We start from the raw sequence: 3,782 nt of genomic DNA, 5'->3' as shown, positions 1-3,782 counted from the left end.
GTCTACCGCAACCCGCTCGAATTGTGGGGTGAGCATACCTACAACGAGCCGTGGATCTCGGCGAACGGCGTTGGCGGACATCTGATCGTCGCCAATGATCCCGCCCTGATCCGGCATGTGCTGGTCGACAACGCCAGGAACTACAAGATGGCGACGGTGCGCCAGAAGATCCTGCGGCCGATCCTGCGCGACGGCCTGCTCACCGCCGAGGGCGAGGTCTGGAAGCGGTCGCGCAAGGCGATGGCGCCGGTGTTCACGCCGCGCCACATCTTCGGCTTCGCCCAGCCGATGCTGAGGCGCACGCAGGACTTCGTCACCCGTTACGAAGACGGCGGCACGTCTGACATCGCCCATGACATGACGCTGCTCACTTATGACATCCTGGCCGAGACGCTGTTTTCCGGCGAGATATCAGGCGAGCCCGGCAGTTTCGCCAACGAGATCGACCGCCTGTTCGAGACCATGGGTCGCGTCGATCCGCTCGACCTGTTGCGTGCGCCCGACTGGCTGCCGAGGCTGACCCGCATCCGTGGCCGCAAGACCATGGCCTATTTCCGCAAGATCGTCACCGACACGGTCAAGATGCGCGAAGCGAAATTCAAGCGCGATCCCGATGCCGTGCCGCAGGATTTCCTGACACTGCTGCTCAAGGCCGAGGGACCCGACGGACTGACGCGGGCCGAGGTCGAGGACAATATCATCACCTTCATCGGCGCCGGCCATGAGACGACGGCGCGTGCGCTCGGCTGGACGCTCTATTGCCTGGCTGAATCACCGTGGGAGCGCAACCGGGTCGAGCAGGAGATCGACCAGGTGCTGGCGCGCGAGCCCGATCCGACGAAATGGCTCGATGCCATGCCCTTCACGCGCGCGGCTTTCGACGAAGCGCTCAGGCTCTATCCGCCGGCGCCGTCGATCAACCGCGAGCCGATCGAACCGGAAATGTGGAAGGATCTTCATATCCCCAAGCACGCCGCGGTGCTGGTGATGCCTTGGGTCGTGCATCGCCACAGGAAACTGTGGGACCGGCCGGATGCCTTCCTGCCGGAACGCTTCCACCCGGGAAATCGCGAAAAGATCGACCGCTTCCAGTATCTGCCGTTTGGCGCCGGCCCACGCGTCTGCATCGGCGCCAGCTTCGCCATGCAGGAGGCGATCATCGCGCTGGCGATCATGCTGTCGCGCTTCCGCTTCGACACCACCGCCGAAACGAAACCCTGGCCGGTACAGAAACTGACCACGCAGCCGCAAGGCGGTCTACCGATGCAGGTCACGCCGCGTTAGGCGTGACACCTTCAGGCAGTTGCGCCGAATTAGGCCGCGGGCTTGCGTTGCTGGAACTGGCCGGCGGCGCGGTAGCGCCAGAGATAGCTGGGCAGGATCGTCGCGATCGACTGCGGCTGGATGCCTAGCCCCGCAAGCGTCCTGTTGGTCTGGTTGGCGGCGTCCGAAACGATGTTGTGCTCGCGCAGCTGCATCACCTGGTCCTTGGTCAGCAGCGGGTTGGGCAGGAGACCGAGGATCGAGGCCTGGATGTTGGCCACCCACCACGGAACCGGCACCAGCAGCCGCTTGCGCTCGATCACGTCGAGCAGCTCTTCCATACACTGCTTGAAGGTGAGCACCTTCGGTCCGCCGAGTTCATAGATCTGGCCGCCATCCACCTTGCCGTCGACCGAGCGCGCCACCGCTTCGGCCACGTCGCCGACATAGACCGGCTGAAACTTGGTCTGGCCGCCGCCGATCAGCGGCAGCACCGGCGAATAGCGCGCCATGTTGGCGAAGCGGTTGAAGAAGCCGTCTTCGGGTCCGAAATTGATCGACGGCCGGAAGATCACGGCGTCCTTGATCGTCTCCAGCACAGCCTTTTCGCCAAGCGCCTTGGTGCGCGCGTAGTCTGATTCGGAGTCCAGATCGGCGCCAAGCGCAGAAATGTGGGTCAGGCCGGCGCCGACCGAGCGCGCGGCCTCGGCCACTGCGCGGGCGCCGAACTCGTGCACGGCGGAGAATTTCTGCCGGCCGCTCTCATGCAGGATGGCGACCAGATTGACGACATGGTCGGCGCCTTGCACGGCGCGGTCTACCGACCAGCGCACGCGCACATTGGCCTGGACCGGCTGGATCTGGCCGACATTGCCGAGCGGCTGCAAATGGCCGGCGAGATCGGGCCGCCGGCAGGCGACCCGGATGCGATAGCCGCGCTTGGCCAACGCGCGCACGACATGGCGGCCGACAAAGCCTGACCCGCCAAAGACGACGACGAGCTTTGGGGTCTGCAGGATTTCGGTCATGGCTGGCTCCGGCGCTCGCAGGCTTGGCTGAAGCCGTTTCATAATCCGTTTCGTGCCAAAGGCAAAGGGCGACGCGTCGTCGCTATCAGCCTGTCAGAACGCTTTGCCGATACGGTTGTCGACCGAATGGCGGTTGCCGCCGCGAATGACGAAGAAGAGCAGGATCGCTGCCCACAGCAGCGACTTTTCCGCACCCGAATAGCCTTGGCCCATGGTGACCCAGTGGAACCAGACCGTGACCAGCAGCACGAACAGGCCGGCAAAGGCGGCCGGCCGCGTCAAAAAGCCGATGGCGATGAAGATGCCGCCAAAGAATTCAGTGCAGGCCAGAAGCAACGACCACAACGCGCCCGGATAGAAGCCGAGACCCTCGACCATCTCGGCAGCGCCGAAAGGATTGGTGATCTTCTGCGAACCGTGGATGGCGAGAAACCCGCCGGCGACGACGCGAAGAACGGTTTCGGCACCATCGTGCAGGGCCGCGTAAAACCTGCCAAGGACCGGGATGACAAGGGCGTTGCGGGGATTGTCCGTGCTTGCCGACATTGTAGCTCCTCTGTTTTGCTCAATCAGCGCAAACGGCCGATCAGGTTGGTCGAAGTCAAATAAACAAAAGTTGACCAAAACGAGAATGTTTTACCATCGTGCGATCAAAACGCAGAAAACCCCGCCGAAGCGGGGTTTTCCGGGTGACATCCATGCGAAGCCAGGGGCCGACGGCGCGGCCTGACCTGAGACGGTATCAGGAGGGCGTGAAGCAAGTACGCCCACCCCAGCCCTGAACATCCGACATGGTGCCACCAACCTTCTTGCAGGCGGCGACGAAATCAGCGCTGCAATTGGCGAATTTTGCATGGCCGTTCTTGCAGTAGTGGTCTTCGGTGGCCCCGCCGCTCGGGGCAGCGATGACACCCGGGCTGGACGGCTTGACCGGTGCGGCCTTCAGGGTGGCTGCCTGTGTGGCGCCCATGAACGAGCCGAGCAGAAGGACGGCGGTCAGCATGGTGATCTTGGTGTTGGTCATGGCAATTTCCTTTGATTTGGGTTGAGTTTTCCGAAGCGCGAAGGACCGGCCTTCGCGTGATGCAGGCTTTCGATTTCGGTTTGCTGCTTCCCTCGGTGTGGATCGGGCAAGCTCGCCTTGCCCTGGACAAAGCTGGGTCGCAGCAAGGCGCGGAAAGGTTCAGCGGCGCGCAAAGAAAATCGCACTGCGCCGCGCCTGCGGCGGACGAATTCCAGATAACTAATTGATATTTAATAATATTCAGGAAGAATAGCGTGCAGCGAATTCGGAAATGCGCTGCACCACGGCCTTCGATGCGGTAATGCCGCGCGCTTGCGCCTTCTCGGCGGCCTCTGCGCGGGCACGACCGGGCACATGCACGCCGAAGCGCCGCCGCAGCCGGTCAAGCTGGTCCTTCATTCGTTGCTCGAAATCTGGATCGAGCAGCTTGGGTTCGATAGCAAGCACGAACAGTCCCGTGCCGGGGC

The 3,782-nt window shown here is 62.9% G+C and carries 4 protein-coding genes and 1 pseudogene; 1 reads left to right on the top strand and 4 read right to left on the bottom strand.

The genetic code is table 11. The features are described from left to right. A partial coding sequence (locus EN879_RS27200; protein ID WP_164774601.1) for a cytochrome P450 occupies positions 1-1,284 on the top strand: 1,284 nt, incomplete at its 5' end. A 29-nt stretch (positions 1,285-1,313) separates the two neighbouring features. On the opposite strand, the gene EN879_RS27195 is transcribed toward EN879_RS27200, so the two are convergent. The 4 genes and pseudogenes from EN879_RS27195 to EN879_RS27180 form a co-directional block, all read right to left on the bottom strand. Then, complete coding sequence (locus EN879_RS27195; protein WP_024501904.1) at positions 1,314-2,291, bottom strand: complex I NDUFA9 subunit family protein; 978 nt, start codon at positions 2,289-2,291, stop codon at positions 1,314-1,316. Positions 2,292-2,384: 93 nt separating this feature from the next. Further along, positions 2,385-2,837, bottom strand: coding sequence for a DoxX family protein (locus tag EN879_RS27190; RefSeq protein ID WP_013528194.1), 453 nt, complete (start codon positions 2,835-2,837; stop codon positions 2,385-2,387). Between the two features lie 196 nt (positions 2,838-3,033). Further along, a complete protein-coding gene (locus EN879_RS27185) occupies positions 3,034-3,315 on the bottom strand; it encodes a hypothetical protein (RefSeq protein ID WP_013528193.1) in 282 nt (93 codons plus the stop codon). 240 nt (positions 3,316-3,555) lie between these two features. Beyond that, positions 3,556-3,782, bottom strand: a pseudogene (locus EN879_RS27180) (Ldh family oxidoreductase); the annotation flags it as partial.

It is taken from the genome of Mesorhizobium sp. M7A.F.Ca.AU.002.02.1.1, from assembly GCF_003998535.1.
GTDB classification, from domain to species: Bacteria; Pseudomonadota; Alphaproteobacteria; order Rhizobiales; family Rhizobiaceae; genus Mesorhizobium; species Mesorhizobium ciceri.
Note: the sequence above shows the minus strand (reverse complement) of the source record. Positions and strands in the feature narration are given on the sequence as shown.